General features: G+C 62.7%; 15 protein-coding genes. 6 read left to right on the forward strand and 9 right to left on the reverse strand.

Annotated elements, in window-relative coordinates; all coding sequences use genetic code 11:
• Positions 1-7: 7 nt before the first annotated feature.
• The 5 genes from BKD70_RS17740 to BKD70_RS17760 all read left to right on the forward strand — a co-directional run bounded on the left by BKD70_RS17740 (position 8) and on the right by BKD70_RS17760 (position 5,893).
• Positions 8-898, forward strand: a complete 891-nt coding sequence (locus BKD70_RS17740) for a 2-hydroxy-3-oxopropionate reductase (protein ID WP_047275864.1) — start codon at positions 8-10, stop codon at positions 896-898.
• A 72-nt stretch (positions 899-970) separates the two neighbouring features.
• Positions 971-1,870 (forward strand): urea transporter, encoded by a 900-nt coding sequence (locus BKD70_RS17745; protein ID WP_047275866.1) that lies wholly within the window; start codon positions 971-973, stop codon positions 1,868-1,870.
• A gap of 39 nt (positions 1,871-1,909) precedes the next feature.
• Complete coding sequence (locus tag BKD70_RS17750) at positions 1,910-2,731, forward strand: ion transporter (protein WP_047275868.1); 822 nt, start codon at positions 1,910-1,912, stop codon at positions 2,729-2,731.
• 92 nt (positions 2,732-2,823) lie between these two features.
• On the forward strand, positions 2,824-3,825 hold the full coding sequence (locus BKD70_RS17755; protein ID WP_047275870.1) for a sulfate ABC transporter substrate-binding protein: 1,002 nt from the start codon (positions 2,824-2,826) through the stop codon (positions 3,823-3,825).
• Between the two features lie 130 nt (positions 3,826-3,955).
• The gene (locus BKD70_RS17760; protein ID WP_047275872.1) at positions 3,956-5,893 is read left to right on the forward strand and encodes a DNA topoisomerase III; all 1,938 of its coding nucleotides are present in this window, start codon (positions 3,956-3,958) and stop codon (positions 5,891-5,893) included.
• Between the two features lie 28 nt (positions 5,894-5,921).
• On the opposite strand, the gene BKD70_RS17765 is transcribed toward BKD70_RS17760, so the two are convergent.
• Complete coding sequence (locus BKD70_RS17765) at positions 5,922-6,764, reverse strand: PhzF family phenazine biosynthesis protein (RefSeq protein ID WP_047275874.1); 843 nt, start codon at positions 6,762-6,764, stop codon at positions 5,922-5,924.
• A gap of 138 nt (positions 6,765-6,902) precedes the next feature.
• Between BKD70_RS17765 and BKD70_RS17770 the strand changes: the two genes are divergently transcribed.
• Positions 6,903-7,625: an SDR family oxidoreductase gene (locus BKD70_RS17770; protein ID WP_047275876.1), complete on the forward strand. Its 723-nt coding sequence runs from the start codon at positions 6,903-6,905 to the stop codon at positions 7,623-7,625.
• 41 nt (positions 7,626-7,666) lie between these two features.
• Here BKD70_RS17770 and BKD70_RS17775 read toward each other — a convergent pair whose 3' ends face one another.
• The 8 genes from BKD70_RS17775 to BKD70_RS17810 all read right to left on the reverse strand — a co-directional run bounded on the left by BKD70_RS17775 (position 7,667) and on the right by BKD70_RS17810 (position 13,721).
• Positions 7,667-8,065: a hypothetical protein gene (locus BKD70_RS17775; protein ID WP_047275877.1), complete on the reverse strand. Its 399-nt coding sequence runs from the start codon at positions 8,063-8,065 to the stop codon at positions 7,667-7,669.
• An 83-nt stretch (positions 8,066-8,148) separates the two neighbouring features.
• Entirely contained in the window at positions 8,149-9,351 is a 1,203-nt protein-coding gene (gene ccmI, locus BKD70_RS17780) for a c-type cytochrome biogenesis protein CcmI (RefSeq protein WP_047275879.1), read from the reverse strand.
• Complete coding sequence (locus BKD70_RS17785; protein ID WP_047275881.1) at positions 9,344-9,817, reverse strand: cytochrome c-type biogenesis protein; 474 nt, start codon at positions 9,815-9,817, stop codon at positions 9,344-9,346. The genes ccmI and BKD70_RS17785 overlap by 8 nt, the downstream gene beginning before the upstream one ends.
• Entirely contained in the window at positions 9,814-10,350 is a 537-nt protein-coding gene (locus BKD70_RS17790; RefSeq protein WP_047275883.1) for a DsbE family thiol:disulfide interchange protein, read from the reverse strand. Before BKD70_RS17790 ends, BKD70_RS17785 begins: the two co-directional genes overlap by 4 nt.
• Positions 10,347-12,335: a heme lyase CcmF/NrfE family subunit gene (locus BKD70_RS17795; protein WP_047275885.1), complete on the reverse strand. Its 1,989-nt coding sequence runs from the start codon at positions 12,333-12,335 to the stop codon at positions 10,347-10,349. Before BKD70_RS17795 ends, BKD70_RS17790 begins: the two co-directional genes overlap by 4 nt.
• Positions 12,335-12,793 (reverse strand): cytochrome c maturation protein CcmE, encoded by a 459-nt coding sequence (ccmE, locus tag BKD70_RS17800; protein ID WP_047275887.1) that lies wholly within the window; start codon positions 12,791-12,793, stop codon positions 12,335-12,337. Before ccmE ends, BKD70_RS17795 begins: the two co-directional genes overlap by 1 nt.
• On the reverse strand, positions 12,790-12,966 hold the full coding sequence (gene ccmD / locus BKD70_RS17805) for a heme exporter protein CcmD (protein WP_047275889.1): 177 nt from the start codon (positions 12,964-12,966) through the stop codon (positions 12,790-12,792). The genes ccmE and ccmD overlap by 4 nt, the downstream gene beginning before the upstream one ends.
• On the reverse strand, positions 12,963-13,721 hold the full coding sequence (locus BKD70_RS17810) for a heme ABC transporter permease (RefSeq protein WP_169859523.1): 759 nt from the start codon (positions 13,719-13,721) through the stop codon (positions 12,963-12,965). Before BKD70_RS17810 ends, ccmD begins: the two co-directional genes overlap by 4 nt.
• Between the last annotated feature and the right edge of the window lie 35 nt (positions 13,722-13,756).

Genomic DNA, 13,756 nt, shown 5'->3' on the forward strand with positions numbered 1-13,756 from the left:
ATTTGTCATGGCTAAAATCGGATTTATCGGCACCGGCATCATGGGTTCTCCCATGGCCAGCAACCTGCAAAAGGCGGGTCACAGCCTGTTCCTGTCGACCCACCACGGCGCGGCCCCTGCCGACCTGGTCGCCGCAGGCGCTATCGCCCTGGCCAGCCCGAAAGAAGTGGCCCAGGAAGCCGAGTTCATCATCGTCATGGTGCCGGACACCCCGCAGGTCGAAGACGTGCTGTTTCGCGAAGACGGGATCGCGGCCGGCCTGAGCCCGAACAAAGTGGTGATCGACATGAGTTCGATCTCGCCTACCGCGACCAAGGCCTTCGCTGAAAAAATCACCGCCAAAGGCGCGTACTACCTCGATGCACCCGTCTCTGGCGGTGAAGTCGGGGCCAAGGCTGGCACCCTGAGCATCATGGTCGGCGGCGAGGAATCCACTTTCCAGCGCGCCCTGCCGCTGCTGCAAAGCATGGGCAAGAACATCACCCTGGTGGGCGGCAATGGCGACGGCCAGACCGCCAAAGTGGCCAACCAGATCATCGTCGCCCTGAACATTCAGGCGGTGGCTGAAGCGCTGGTGTTTGCTGCCAAGAACGGCGCAGATCCGGCCAAGGTCCGTGAGGCACTGATGGGCGGGTTTGCGTCCTCCAAAATCCTCGAAGTCCACGGCGAGCGCATGATCAAAGGCACCTTCGACCCGGGCTTCCGCATCAGCCTGCACCAGAAGGACCTCAACCTGGCCCTGGCGGGCGCCCGCGAGCTGGGCATCAACCTGCCCAACACCGCCAATGCGCAGCAAGTGTTCAGCACCTGCGCCGCCATCGGTGGCAGCAACTGGGACCACTCGGCGCTGATCAAAGGCCTGGAACACATGGCCAACTTCTCGATTCGCGAGCAGTAACCGCACCTGTAGCCGCCGCCCGCCCCGCGCGGCGGCTGCACACCTCATCCCCTTCTCAAGTGTGTCGTCACCATGCACGCCCCCTCATTCAGCCAGCCTTGCCCGGATTGGGCGACGGCCCTGTGCAACGGTTTCAGCCAGATTTTCCTGCAACGTCATCCGCTGTGCGGCGTGCTGTGCCTGCTGGCCATTCTCGTCAGCGCGCCTTCACTCTTGGGGGGCGCACTGCTTGGCGGGGTCAGCGGCCTGTTAACCGCACAACGGCGCGGTTACCCCAAAGCTGAACGCCAGGCCGGGCTTTACAGCTACAACGGCGTGTTGCTGGGGTTGCTGCTGAGCCATCAGTTGCCGTGGTCAGCCATGTTGCCGCTGCTGATCATTGCCAGCGCCGGGCTGAGCACCATGCTGGTCCACCAATGGCTCAAGCGCGCCAGCAACGGCAACACCCTGATGGCTTACACCGCGCCCTTTGTCGGGCTGGGCTGGCTATTGCTCAGTTTCAACCCAGCACCGCCAGCCTCCGCCTGGCCCACCCCCGAACTCAACGGCCTCACGCTGGCGCAAGGGCTGTTGACGGGCATCGGCCAAGTCATGTTGTTGCAATCACCGCTGGCGGGGCTGTTGATCGTCACCGGCCTGTGGCTGAGCAGCCGACGCGCTGCGCTGTGGGCATTGACGGGTGCGCTGGCGGGCGTGGGGTTCAGCCTCTTGCAGCACGACCCGGCCACCGCGCTCAGCGGGCTGGGCGGGTATAACGCGGCACTGGCCGCTTTGGCATTGTGCCAACGCACACGCCACCCCTGGCAGCCACTGGCGGGCATCCTGCTGGCGTTGATGCTCACACCCGGCTTTAGCGCGCTCGGGCTGCCCGCCCTGACGGCGCCCTTCATCCTGAGCAGCTGGTTGGTACTGGCCAGCGTGCGCCTGTTAACACCCTCCAGTGTGCAATCCCGGTTGCGCATTGAGCGCTAATCCCCGAATCTTCTTACCTTTGAGATTCGAGCTTCGTACATGAATAACAACGACTGGCGCCAGCGGCTCTACGTGATGGTCTTTCAGGCCGACACCCCCGCAGGGCGCCGTTTCGACACCACGCTCCTGCTGATCATCCTCTGCAGCCTGGTGGTGGTGATCCTCGACAGTATCGACAGCATCCACCGCGATTACGCCAACCTGCTGGCCTACATCGAGTGGGGCTTCACCTTTGTGTTCGCCGTGGAATACGGCCTGCGCCTGTATTGCTCGCCCAAACCCCTGCGCTACGCCTTCAGCTTTTACGGGCTGGTGGATTTACTGGCCATCGTGCCGGGGATTCTGGCGATCTATTACAGCGATGCGCAGTACCTGCTGATTATTCGCATCATCCGCATGCTGCGAATCTTTCGGGTGCTCAAGCTGGCGCCCTACTTGAGTCAGGCCAACTACCTGCTCTCGGCACTGCGCGGCAGCAAACAAAAGATCATCGTGTTTCTGGTCAGTGTGTCCACGCTGGTGACCGTGTTCGGCACCCTGATGTACGTGGTCGAAGGGCCGGAAAACGGCTTTACCAGCATCCCGGTGAGCATCTACTGGGCCATCGTCACCCTGACCACAGTGGGCTTCGGCGATATCGTGCCGAAGACCCCGTTCGGGCAAATCATCTCGGCCATGGTGATGATCACCGGTTATTCGATCATCGCCGTGCCCACCGGGATCTTCACCGCCGAACTGGCCAACGCCATGCGCGGCGAACAGCTCAAACACAACTGCCCCACGTGCAAAAAAGAACGCCATGAACCTTCGGCGGCTTTTTGTTCTCGCTGTGGCAACGCGCTTTTTACAAAAAATGCATAAGCAAAGGCTTTTTTAATCTTTTATGCACTAAGCGTCAGCGGCTATAGTCGCTGGCAAATTGCCCCATATGCCCCTCCAACAAGGAATGAGCAGTGAAAAACCTTTTTAGCGCCTCTGTCCTCGCCGCCAGCCTGGCCTTTATGGGCGTTGCCCACGCCGCTCCCAAGCCGCTGCTGAACGTGTCGTACGACGTCATGCGCGACTTCTACAAAGACTACAACCCGGCATTCCAGAAACATTGGGAAGCAGAGCACGACGCAAAGCAAACGGTGCAAATGTCGTTCGGCGGCTCCAGCAAACAGGCGCGCTCGGTGATCGACGGGCTGCCCGCGGACGTCATCACCATGAACATGGCCACCGACATCAATGCCCTGGCCGATAACGGCAAACTGGTGCCTGAGAATTGGGTCACCCGCCTGCCGAACAACAGCGCGCCCTTCACCTCGGCCACGGTGTTCATCGTGCGCAAAGGCAACCCGAAAGCCCTGAAAGACTGGCCGGACCTGGTCAAGGATGGCGTGCAAGTGATCGTGCCGAACCCGAAAACCTCGGGCAATGGTCGTTACACGTTCCTGTCCGCTTGGGGCTACGTGCTGAAAAACGGTGGTGACGAAACGAAAGCCAAAGCCTTCCTCGGCAAGATGTTCAAAAATGTGCCCGTTCTGGACACCGGCGGCCGCGCAGCCACCACGACCTTCATGACCAACCAGATCGGCGACGTGCTGGTGACCTTTGAGAACGAAGCGGAAATGATCGCCCGCGAATTTGGTCGCGACCAGTTCGAAGTGGTCTACCCCAGCGTCTCGGCCGAGGCTGAGCCGCCGGTGACCGTGGTCGACAAAGTGGTCGACAAAAAAGGCACGCGTGAGGTGGCTGAAGCCTACTTGAAGTATTTGTGGTCGCCTGAAGGCCAGGAAATCGCCGCCAAAAACTACCTGCGCCCGCGCGACCCGCAGATTCTGGCCAAGTACAGCGACCGCTTCCCGAAAGTTGACTTCCTGTCGGTTGAGAAAACCTTCGGCGACTGGCGCGAGGTGCAAAAAATCTACTTCAATGACGGCGGCGTGTTTGACCAGGTGTACTCGGGCCAATAAACACCCCCGCGTCACCGGTGCAGGCGCTGCCTGCACCCTTGACCTGTACATAAACACAGTAAAAACAGTTGCCCCGATTTCAATCTCTGCCATGCTGTGCACCTTCTGCGCAGCATGAACGAGTGAAACGATGCGGCTGTTTTTGTGTGAAAAACCCTCCCAGGCCAAAGATATTGCGGCCGTGCTCGGTGCCAGCCGTCGCGGTGATGGCTGCTGGGTGGGCCCCAATGCCACCGTCACCTGGTGCATCGGTCATTTGCTCGAAACCGCCCCGCCCGACGCCTACGACGAGCGCTACAAACGCTGGGTCCTGGCCGACCTGCCCATCGTGCCGCAGCAGTGGAAGATGCGCGTCAAACCCAAAACCGCCAGCCAGTACAAGGCCGTCAAACGCCTGCTGGGCGAAGCCCGTGAACTGGTGATCGCCACCGATGCCGACCGCGAAGGCGAAATGATCGCCCGCGAGCTGGTCGAACACTGCCGTTATCGCGGGCCGATCCAGCGCCTGTGGTTGTCGGCACTGGACGACGCCTCGATTCGCAAGGCACTGGCCGCGCTCAAGCCCGGCGCCGACACTTTCAACCTGTACCACGCAGCCTTGGGGCGTTCGCGGGCCGACTGGCTGATCGGCATGAACATGAGCCGCCTGTTTACCCTGCTCGGGCGCAAGTCGGGCTATCAGGGCGTGCTGCCCGTAGGCCGGGTGCAAACCCCGACCTTGCGCCTGGTGGTGGATCGCGACCGCAGCATCAGCGATTTCATCCCTGTGGCCTATTGGGCCATTGATGTGCAACTCAGCCATGACGGGCAAGTGTTTACCGCCCAGTGGCGCGCCGACCCGGACACCTGTGACGACCAGGACCGCTGCCTGAATCAGGCCCACGCGCAGCACGCCGCCACGGCGATGCAAAACGCCCGCCACGCACGGGTCATCACCCTGCGCACCGAGCGCCTGCGCGACGTCGCGCCCCTGCCGTTCGACCTCGGCACGCTGCAGGAAGTGTGTTCCAAGAAATTAGGGCTGGGCGCCCAGGAAACCCTCGACATCGCCCAATCACTGTATGAAACCTACAAAGTCATCACCTACCCGCGCAGCGACTGCGGCTACCTGCCGCAAAGCCAGCACGCCGAAGCCGCCTCAATTCTCGGTGCCTTGCAGCAGGCGGATCCGGCCTTGCAACCGCTGGCAGGCTTTCTGGACCCGCAACGCCGTTCACGGGCGTGGAATGACGCCAAGGTCAGCGCCCACCACGGCATCATCCCCACGGCGGCCGCGAAAAACCTCGAACGCCTGAGCGGCAAGCAGCGGGCCGTCTATACCCTGATTCGCGCGCGTTACCTGGCGCAGTTCCTGCCCAACCATGAATACGACCGCACCCAGGCCGACTTCGACTGTGCGGGGCAGGCCCTGCGCGCGGTGGGCAAGCAGATCATCGAGCCGGGCTGGAAGCGCGCCCTGCCCGAAGCCCTGGCCCCGGCCAAGGGCCGTGAAGCCCCGGCACCGCAGCCGCTACCGCGCCTGCACGAAGGCCTCGACTGTGCGGTGGCGAACGTCCTGCTCAAAGACTTGTGGACCCAGCCGCCCAAGCCGTTCACCGAGGGCGACCTGATCAAGGCCATGAAAAACGTCGCCAAATGGGTCCAGGACCCGCTGCTCAAACAAAAACTCAAAGACACCACCGGCATTGGCACCGAAGCCACCCGCGCCGGGATCATTCAGGGCTTGCTGGACCGCGGTTATCTGAACAAAAACGGCAAGGCGCTGGCGGCCACGCCCGCGGCTTTCAGCCTGATCGACGCCGTGCCCCGCGCCATTGCCGACCCCGGCACCACGGCGATCTGGGAACAAGCGCTGGACATGGTGCAAAGCGGCGACATGACCCTCGACATCTTCGTCGCCAAACAGGCCGCCTGGATGAGCAAGCACATCGAACGTTGCAGCGGCCTGCAAATGACCATTCGCGGCCCGGCCAGCCCGGCCGGGGCCGCCCCCGCGTGGAAGAAAAAACGCAAGGCGCCCGCCAGCAAACCCAGGGCCAAACGCGCGGTTAAAGCAAAAGGGGCCTGAGCGGGCGACAGCGCAGCAAGCCGAGGCCTTACAGCGTCAGATGACCCGAGAGACAAGTCACCGCCGCGCCACCCACCCAAATATCGCCCCTTACGCGTTCGATGGCGACGCGCCCGGCCCGGCCCATGGCCGTGCCCTGACTCACCGTATAACGCGCCGGTGCCAAGCCCTGCGCCATCAGCCATTGCGCCAAACCGGCATTCAGGCTGCCGGTGACCGGGTCTTCCTGCATGCCATCCCCGGCGATGAACGCGCGCACTTCAAAGTGCGCATCATCGCCATCCTTCGCACTGTCCCACGGCGCAATCACCCCCAGCGCCAGGCCCAGCAGTTGCGGGTAGTCGGGCTCCAGCGCCAGCACCTGCGCCCGATCGCGCAGCATCACCGCCACCCACCCCGGCCCGTTGTCGACCCAGCTCGCGCGGACCACCGACTGTGGTTCAATCCGCAAGCCCGCACAGATGCGCTGTATCAGCGCCTCTTCCACAGGCCCGCTGCGCAACAAAGGCGGCGCCTTGAACGCCAGTTGTTCAGCGTCGCGCCGAATCGTGATCAGACCCGCGCCACATTCCTGAATGACTTCCCGGCCTTTTGGCTGCCCCCCGGCTTCTAGCCAGGCATGGCAACTGCCCAACGTCGGGTGCCCGGCAAAGGGTAGTTCGCGCAGGGTGGTAAAGATGCGCAAACGATAATCGGCCTGCGGGTCCTGCGGCCTGAGCACGAACGTGGTTTCACTGAGGTTGGTCCAGCGCGCAAAGTCCGCCATCTGCGCATCGCTCAGGCCATCGGCATTGAGCACCACCGCCACCGGATTGCCCTTGAGCGCCACCCGACTGAACACATCCACTTGTTTGAATTGGAACTGGCTCACACACGTCACTCCTGTCAAAGACCCTGCCCGTCAGGACGGTGCGCGGCACAGGCGCTGGGTCGGGTAGCCCGCAACATAGAATCTCGCGCACGCCGTGACAAGGTATTATCCCTGCCCGTTTTCACACCGGAGCACACCATGACCGCACGGACTTTTCTCATCACCGGCGCCAGTAAAGGAATCGGACGCGCGCTGGCGACTTATCTGTCAGAAGCAGGCCACACCGTCGTTGGCATTGCGCGAAATGCCGACGACCCCACCTTCCCCGGCACGCTGGTGGCGCTGGACCTGGCCGATCGCCAGCGCAGCGCACACGTACTGGGCGAGTTGAGCGAGCGCTTTGCGTTTGACGGGCTGGTCAACAATGTCGGGCTGGTGCGCCCGCAAGCACTGGGCGAGATTGACCTGGATGCGTTCGACGACGTGATGCGGGTCAATCTGCATTCGGCGTTGCAAGCCACCCAAGCCCTGCTGCCCGGCATGCGCCACCGGGGCTGGGGACGCATCGTAAATATTTCCAGCCTGACCGTGCTGGGCATTGCACAGCGCACCGCCTATGCGGCGGCCAAAGCGGCCTTGGTCAGTTTCACCCGCTCTTGGGCGCTGGAACTGGCGCAAACCGGGATCACGGTCAACGCCGTCGCACCCGGGCCGACCGAAACCGAGCTGTTCCGCGCCAACAACCCGCCGGGCTCTGAAGGTGAAGCCCGGTATCTGGCCGGGGTGCCCATGGCGCGTTTGGGCCAGCCGCACGAGATCGCCTCGGCGATTGCGTTCCTGCTGTCCGAACACAGCGCTTACATCACCGGCCAGACGTTGTTCGTGGATGGCGGCGCCTCGGTGGGCAAAGCCGCGTTTTAACGACGCGCAAAAAAACGGCGACCCGCGGGTCGCCATTTAACTTATTTGAACTGCCGGCTCAACCCCGGCGGCACGCCGCTGATGTCGGTCTCTTCCCACGGCCCGTTCGGGCTGACCGAACGGCTCCAACCGTTGTTCCAGCGGTAATACGTACGCTGGCGGTAGAAAGTGTCGGGCTGAGCCTCCAACACATACACCCCCAGACGTGCATCCCAATGGCTGGGCCCGCCCGGTGGCGGCGCAAAGGTGGCCGAGGTCCGCGGCAGCGGTTTTGGCGGCTTGGGAATCGGCATGTCGGGCAACGGTTTGCCAGCAGGCGACGACGGTTGCGGCACGTGCTCAGGCGGGGTCGGTGACGGCTGATCCGAAGGATGATGGACCGCACAGGCGCTCAGGCCTAAGGCGAAACTGAGCAAGGTGATGCGTGCAAGCGGACTCATACGGGTTTCTCTTATCGTGAGTTGCCCCTGCAGACGCGCTTGTCTGGCACTGCCAGCGCGCCTGCAGGGGCGGTGTTGACCGGCTACTTGTCCGGGCTGTCGATGATCAGCTGTTGCAGCGCAGTGGTGCGGCTGGACAGCGGTTGGCTGCGCCCGGCCCATTCGCCTGCTGTCGGTTGGCCAGCACGAGAGACGCGCGCAACCAGTTGGACTTCAGGAAAGTTCGACAGTTTCAATTGCGGCATCATCGCGTCGCGGTCACCCAGCTCGACGGTGATCGGCAGGTCGGCCACCGTCACCCGCTTGACGGCCAATGGCGCCGGCGGCCCGGTCACGGCGCGGGCGAAAATGAACACACTGTCGGTGGGCAACACGCGGGCTTTTACCGCGTCAGCCAGGTCCACGCTGACCTTGATCGACGCCTCGGTCGCGGCCACCGGCGCTGTTTCGACGCGCTCGCCATTGGCCTGCAGTTGCTCGCGGGCCTTCTGAATACCGCCTTCGAGGGCGGCGCGGGACGCATCGCCTTCAGGCAGTTCGTTCATCAGCCGCTGCCAGTAGCCAATGGCCTCCTGATAGCGCTTGGCTTCGAAGGCCGCGATACCCAGCAGGCCGAGGCTGGTGACCTCTTTGGGGTCAGCCTTGAGCGCCTCGTCGGTCAACGCCTGGGTCTTGTCACTCCACTGCTTGTTGTCGGCAAAGTACTGCGCCTGAGCCCACTGCCCCAGCAGCTCGGGCTGACGACCGGCCACCGCGACCGTGCGCTCGAAGACCTTGGCCGCATCGGCCGGACGGTTTTGCGCCATGTAGGCGCGACCCAGGAAATACAAGCCTTCGGCGGATTCGGGCTGAGCCACGGCGGCGCGCTCCAGGCGGGCCACCATCTCATCGAGGGATTGCGGCGGCTGGGCGAATTCGCGGGTCAGTTCGACTTTGTCGCTGGCGCCATAGTGCAAGTACAGCGCCACACCCAGCACCGGCACCATGAACGCAGCCAGCAGAGGCACCACTTTGCCCAGGCTCGAAACCCGCGCTGGCGCCGCGCCTTCAGTGTCGGCCAGCAGTTCACGCGCCGCTTCGGCGCGTCCGGCCTCCAGTTGCGCATCGGTCAACACGCCTTCATCGCGCTGCGCCTGCAACTCGGCCACACGCTCCTGGTACAGCGCGACGTTGAGCGCCGTGCGGTCTTCTTCACGCTGAGCGCGCCGGGCGCGCAGCACAGGGATCAAGATAAAGCTGAGGGCGATCAGTAGCAGCAAACCGGCTGCAAGCCAGAAATCAATCATCTTTGGTTTTATCCAGCAAAGTGTCGAGGCGCTGACGCTCCTCGGCAGAAAGGGTGTCCGTGCGGGTGGCGCGCTGCGTGCGACGGCGGCCCACGATCACGCCGATGACCACAAACCCGCCCACCAGCAAGACCAGCGGCCCGAACCACAGGATCGCGGTCTTGCCGGTCAGCGCCGGTTTGTAACGCACGAATTCGCCGTATCGGTCGACCATGAAGTCGATGATTTGCTGGTTGTCCTTGCCCTCGCCCAGCATGCGGAAAATCTCGCGCCGCAGGTCGGTGGCAATCGGTGCGTTGGAATCGGCAATGTCCTGATTCTGGCACTTGGGGCAACGCAGCTCTTTGGTCAGTTCACGAAAACGGTCACGCTCGGCGTCGTTCTTGAACTCGTAGGTGTCGATGGCCGCCTGGGCCACGCCGGTCAGGGTCAGGCCAAACACCAGGGCGGTTAACCAGCGCTTCATGGTTGGGCCTCGTCGACCAGCGCCTGGTATTTGCCCGCCAGTTGTTCGCGCCACACAGTTTCGTCGATCACGCCGACGAACTTGTGCCGAATGATGCCCTGGCTGTCGATCAGGAAAGTTTCCGGCGCGCCGTACACGCCCAGGTTCAGGCCCAGCGAACCGGCTTCGTCGTTAATGTCCAGTTGATACGGGTTGTGGAATTCCTTGAGCCACTTTTGCGCATCGGCGTTGACGTCCTTGTAGTTGACCCCATGGATCACCACGCCCTGCGCGGCCAGTTTGGTCAGCACCGGGTGCTCGACGCGGCACGAAATGCACCACGTGGCCCACACGTTGACCAGCGCCGGCTTGCCCTTGAGGTCGGCCTCGGTCAGGGTGGTGCCACCGTCAACCGAGGGCAGGCTGAACGCCGGGAACGGCTTGCCGATCATGGCCGACGGCAGCTCGGTGGGGTCCAGGTACAGCCCTTTGTACAGAAAGCCCGCCATGGCCAAAAAGATGGCCAGCGGAATCAGCATCAACCAGCGTCTCATGCGGTGGCTCCTGTCATGCCCAGCGCTTCACGCACGCGGCTTTTCACCTTGACCCGATAACGACGGTCCAGCGCCGCCAGCAACCCGCCAAACCCGGTGAGCAAGCCGCCCAGCCAGATCCAGCGCACAAACGGTTTGACGTGCACCCGCACGGCCCAGGCGCCATCACCCAGCGGCTCGCCCAGCGCCACGTACAGATCGCGCGTAAACCCGGCGTCGATACCGGCCTCGGTCATCATCGACGACTGCACGGTGTACAGGCGTTTTTCCGGGTGCAATACGCTGATTTCCTTACCGTTGCGCACCACGCGCACGGTGCCTTTGTCCGACGTGAAGTTGGGGCCCTGATAATGCTGGGCACCTTCAAAAATGAAGTGATAGCCGCCCAGTTCCATGGACTCGCCCGGCGCCAGGCGCAGGTCACGCTCGGCACTGTTCTGGCTCGACAACACCACGCCGAGCGCGCACACGGCGATGCCCAGGTGCGCAATCTGCATGCCCCAGTAGCTGCGGGTCAGGCTGCGCAGGCCTTTGAACAGCCCTTTGTGACGGGTTTTGTCGCCAATGTCGCGCACCCCGGCCAACAGCACCCACGAGGCCAACATAAAGGTGGTCATGACGGCCCAGTTGAAATCGCCATAGGCCACACCGGCAATCGCCGACAACGCGGCGCTGCCCAGCAACACCGGGGTCAGCATGCCCAGCAGCCACTTGACCGGCGTGTCTTTCCAGCGCACCAGCACGCCCACCGCCATCACCACCATCAACACAGCCATCAACGGGATGAACAGCGCATCAAAATACGGCGGGCCCACGGACATCTTGGCGCCGGTCAGGGCATCGAGCACCATCGGGTACAAGGTGCCCAACAGAATCATCGACGCAGCCACCACCAGAATCAGGTTATTGCCCAGCAGCAGCGTTTCACGCGACCACAGGTTAAAGCCCACCTGGCTCTTGACCACTGGCGCCCGCAAGGCAAACAGCGTCAGCGAGCCACCCACCACGAACAGCAGGAAAATCAGGATGAACACGCCACGCTCAGGGTCCGAGGCGAACGCGTGAACCGAGGTCAGCACGCCCGAACGCACCAGGAAGGTGCCCAGCAGGCTCAACGAGAAAGCCGCAATGGCCAGCAACACGGTCCAGCTTTTGAACACGCCGCGTTTTTCGGTCACGGCCAACGAGTGAATCAGCGCCGTGCCCACCAGCCAAGGCATGAAGGACGCGTTTTCCACCGGGTCCCAGAACCACCAGCCGCCCCAGCCAAGCTCGTAATAAGCCCACCACGAACCCAGCGTGATGCCGATGCCCAGGAATGCCCACGCCACAATGGTCCACGGCCGCGACCAGCGCGCCCAGGCCGCATCAAGCCGCCCGCCCAGCAACGCCGCAATGGCGAAGGCGAAGGCCACCGAAAAGCCCACGTAGCCCATGTACAGCATCGGCGGGTGCACGATCAGGCCGATGTCTTGCAACAGCGGGTTGAGGTCATTGCCGTTGGCCGGCATTTGCGGCAGCAGGCGGGTGAACGGGTTGGAAGTCAGGATCAGGAACAGCAAAAAGCCGACGCTGATCATGCCCATGATCGACAGCACCCGCGCCAGCATCACCTGCGGCAACTGGCGCGAGAAGATCGACACGGCGAAGGTCCAGCCACCGAGAATCATTGCCCACAACAGCAACGAACCCTCGTGGGCACCCCACACCGCGCTGAACTTGTAGTACCACGGCAGCGCGCTGTTGGAGTTGCTGGCCACGTAAGCGACCGAGAAATCATCGGCCATGAACGACCAGGTCAGGCAGCCAAAGGCAAACAGCAAAAAGGCGAACTGACCCCAGGCCGCCGGCTGCGCCAGGCTCATCCACAATTTGTCGCCCCGCCATGCCCCGAGCAACGGCACGATGGCCTGCACGATGGCAATGCACAGCGCCAGAATCATGGCCAACTGGCCCAATTCCGGAATAAACAGTCCGAACGTCATCACTTAACCTCGTTGGCCGCTGCAGGCGCGGATTGACCGCTTTCGTTCAACGCCTTGGTCACTTCAGGCGGCATGTATTTTTCATCGTGTTTGGCCAGTACTTCATCGGCCACCACCACACCCTGGGCATTGAGCTTGCCCAGCGCCACGATGCCCTGCCCTTCGCGGAACAGGTCCGGCAGGATGCCGCGGTATTGAATGGTCACCGACTTATTGAAATCGGTGACCACGAATTCGACGTCCAGCGAGTCGCCGGAGCGTTTCAGCGAGCCGTCCTGCACCATGCCGCCTGCGCGAATGCGCGTGTCCAGCGGGGCTTCGCCGTTGGCAATCTGGGTCGGGGTGTAGAACAGGTTGATGTTCTGCTGCAAGGCGCTCAAGGCCAGGGCCACCGCAGCGCCGACACCGACCAGAATCGCCAGAATGATGATCAAACGTTTTTTACGCAGCGGATTCACTTCGCGTTCTCCCGGCGCAAACGACGCGCCTCTTGTTGCAAATAACGCCGACGCGCCAGGATCGGCAACGCCACGTTCAACACCAGTACCGCCAGGCAAATGCCATAGGACGTCCAGACATACACACCGTGATGGCCCATGGCGATGAAGTCGCCAACAGAAGCAAAACTCATCGTGAACCCTCCAGCGCTTTCAACACTTCATCCTTGGCCCAACGGGTGCGGGCTTCGCGCTTGAGCACCTCCAGGCGCATGCGCAGCAGGACCACGGCGCCAAAGAAGCAATAAAACCCCACCACTGTCAGCAGCAGTGGCAGCCACATTTCCACGGGCATCGCCGGTTTTTCGGTCAGGGTGAAGGTCGCGCCCTGATGCAGGGTGTTCCACCACTCCACCGAGTATTTGATGATCGGGATATTGATCACACCGACAATTGCCAGCACGGCGCAGGCCTTGGCCGCGCTGTCGCGATTGGTGATGGCATTGCCCAGGGCAATCAGGCCGAAATACAGAAACAGCAGGATCAGCATCGAGGTCAGGCGTGCATCCCACACCCACCACGAGCCCCACGTCGGCTTGCCCCAGACGGCGCCGGTCACCAGCGCCACCGCGGTCATCCACGCCCCCACCGGGGCGGCGGCCTGCAACGCGACGTCGGCAATCTTCATCTTCCACACCAGCCCCACCACGCCGCAGACCGCCAGCATCACGTAGCAGGACTGGGCCAGCATCGCGGCGGGCACGTGGATGTAGATGATGCGAAAGCTGTTGCCTTGCTGGTAGTCCGGTGGCGCGAAGGCCAGCCCCCAGACAACCCCGCCCAAGATCAGCAGCACGGCGGCGATGCTCAACCAGGGCAGCAGGCGGCCGCTGATGGCATAAAACCATTTGGGCGAGCCGAGTTTGTGAAACCAAGTCCAGTTCATCACGCTGTTTCCATCACGGTGCCGGTCACGACAGGTTG

The organism is Pseudomonas sp. BS-2016, from assembly GCF_001806145.1.
GTDB classification, from domain to species: domain Bacteria; phylum Pseudomonadota; class Gammaproteobacteria; order Pseudomonadales; family Pseudomonadaceae; genus Aquipseudomonas; species Aquipseudomonas lundensis.